The 2689-nt window shown below is 66.9% G+C and carries 2 protein-coding genes; both read right to left on the reverse strand.

The genetic code is table 11. The features are described from left to right. On the reverse strand, nucleotides 1–198 hold a 198-nt coding region (locus tag ACLML9_RS28360), incomplete at its 3' end, for a hypothetical protein (protein ID WP_411948367.1). A gap of 307 nt (nucleotides 199–505) precedes the next feature. After that, on the reverse strand, nucleotides 506–2689 hold a 2184-nt coding region (locus tag ACLML9_RS28365), incomplete at its 5' end, for a SulP family inorganic anion transporter (RefSeq protein WP_411948368.1).

Here is a 2689-nt window from a genome sequence, read left to right on the forward strand (position 1 = left end):
CGGGGCGCCGGAGGCGATCGCGATACCGATGGACAGCGGTAACGCGACGAGAAAGACCACGATCGAGGCCGGGACATCATGGCGCAGGATCGAGGTCGGCCAGGTGGGGGTAGGTGTGCGCCCGGACCCGGCGGGCTCGCGTCCGTCCGGGCCCGAACCAGTAACTGATTCCGGGGAATTCGTGCTCTGGGTGCCCATCGTTCTCCTTCGCCGACTCGGCACGGGCCAGGTCGGTTGACGATCATCGTGTCCGCTCGGACACAGACCGCGAACCGGCAACTCGCGGTGAAGTGGGTACTCGGCACACCAACGGGCCGAGTTGTAAACCGTTGCCATGGTATGGGTAATGACTTATCAAAGCCTGAGAAGGCACCCCCACCGCTGGCGATAATGCGCGCGACCATCGGTCCGATCCCGTTATGACCGACATCGCTGCCGAAACCAACTGTCCCGCACGGGATCATGACTCGACCGGCAGCACCGGAACGGATGGCCGCAACCATGCTCACACCGTCCCCATCGACGCCGGTTGACACTGCAATTGCGCCAGCAACCCGTCCGAGTCCTCGATGGAAGCGATCCCGTCCACACCCACCTCGATCAGCCGAGCACTGGCGATATCGAAGAACAGACCGGAGACGGTGAGCCCGCGTTCCTCGATCGCGCGGCGGACCGATGGATGCCGCCGCAGGTTCTCCAGCTGCACCGCGATGTTCACCATGCTCAGCTGCTCGACCGGGCCGAAACCGGCCGACTCCGCCGCGGTGCCCACCACGTGTCCGGCCCGATAACGCTCCAGGCTCGGCCGACCGTACTCGAGCCACCGGTCGATACCCGGTCCTGCCGACTCGCCCGAGTACAGGGCGCCCATCGCCCCGCAGCACGAATGGCCGCAGACCACCACCGTGCGAACACTGAGTTTCTCGAGCGCGAAGACCAGCGCCGCCTCCACCGAGGCGTCGTGCTCGGGCACCAGATTGCCCACATTGCGCACCGTGAACAGATCACCCGGCCCACTGTGGGTGATCACATTGGGCACGATCCGGGAATCCGAGCAGGTCAGGAAGAAGGATTCCGGATCCTGCCCGTCCCGCAGCTCGTCCAGATGCGACCGCACCAGATGCGCGCGGCTGCGATGGTAGGCGGCGATACCGCTGGCCAGCGGATCACCACTGGCACCCGGCCCCTTCGGCGAACCGTTGCGATGCAACCGCCACGGCCCGAGAACATCGGCGAGCGCGACCCGGCCCATCCCCCGCGACGGCGGAGCATCGTGCGCGTTCGCCATCCGAGAGGTCCCGATCTCCACGAAATCGACGGTGCCGCCGCCGCTCTCGTGCTGGCGCGCCCAATCGGTGATCGCGTCGTAGGCGGCATGATCGAGGAAGTCCACGGTGAGTTCCACCGTCACCGCGATCCCCGGCGGGACCTCGGCGAAGGTGGTGGCCAATTTCGGCAGGGAAAGAAAAGTACAGGAGCCGTCGATCCGCACGAGCCAGCGATCGGTGCCGCCGATCTGTTCCGCCGTCACCGCGACCCGCACGATCCGCCAGACCAGCAGCGCGAAGGCCAGCGCCAGACCGATCAGAACCCCTTCGAGCAGGTTCAGGAAAATCACCGTTATCAGGGTGGCGACGTAGACGAGGAGGTCGCCGGTGCGGTGCGCGAGCCGGATATGCGCCAGTTTGACCAGCTGCATCCCGATGACGATCAGCAGACCGGCCAGCGCGGCGAGCGGGATCCGCTCCACCAGTGACACCAGGGCCACCGAGAACACCAGGATCCACACACCGTGCAGGATCGCCGAGGCCCGGCTGCGGGCGCCCGCGGCCACGTTGGTGGAACTGCGCACGATAACGCCCGCGACGGGCAAACCGCCGAGCAACCCGGTCAGGACGTTCGCCGATCCCAGGCCGATCATCTCGCGATCCAGGTCCGTCCGCGGTCCGGTGTGCATCTTGTCGATCGCGACAGCCGACAGCAGACTCTGCACACTGGTGATCAGCGCTACGGTGAAGATCATCATGACAACGGCGGCCCAATCACTGTGTGGCAGCGCAGGTAACATCATCGCGTCGAACAGCGAGCCGTCGAGCGCGACCCGCTTCACATCCAGCGACAACACCACGGAGAGCCCCGTGGCCACCACGATGGCCACCAGCGCCCCGGGCACCACCCTGACCCGGTCGGGCAGGCGATTCCAGCCCAGCATGATGACGATCACGGCCACGCCGAGCAGCGCAGCGGGGACGTTCGCGGAGGCGAGCCGGCCCGCCAGGTCGGTGATGTTCTCCCATGCGGCGCTGCCGGATTCGCCACCGAGCAGTACATGAACCTGCTGGAGCGCGATGGTGATCCCGATTCCGGCGAGCATGGCGTGCACCACCACCGGCGCCACCGCGAGCGCCGCCCGGGCGACCCGGCTCAAGCCGAACAGGATCTGCAACACACCGGCCGCAGCGACAATGAGACAGGTTACGCGCCAGCCGAACTGGTTGATCGATTCGGCGACGATCACGGTGAGGCCGGCCGCGGGGCCGCTCACCTGCAGAACGGAGCCGCCGAGCGCACCGCCGACGATGCCGCCGACGACGGCGGCGATGAGACCGGCGGCCACCGGGGCGCCGGAGGCGATCGCGATACCGATGGACAGCGGTAACGCGACGAGAAAGACCACGATCGAGGCCGG

The sequence above is a fragment of the Nocardia sp. NPDC002869 genome (assembly GCF_046764065.1).
Lineage (GTDB): Bacteria > Actinomycetota > Actinomycetes > Mycobacteriales > Mycobacteriaceae > Nocardia > Nocardia rhamnosiphila.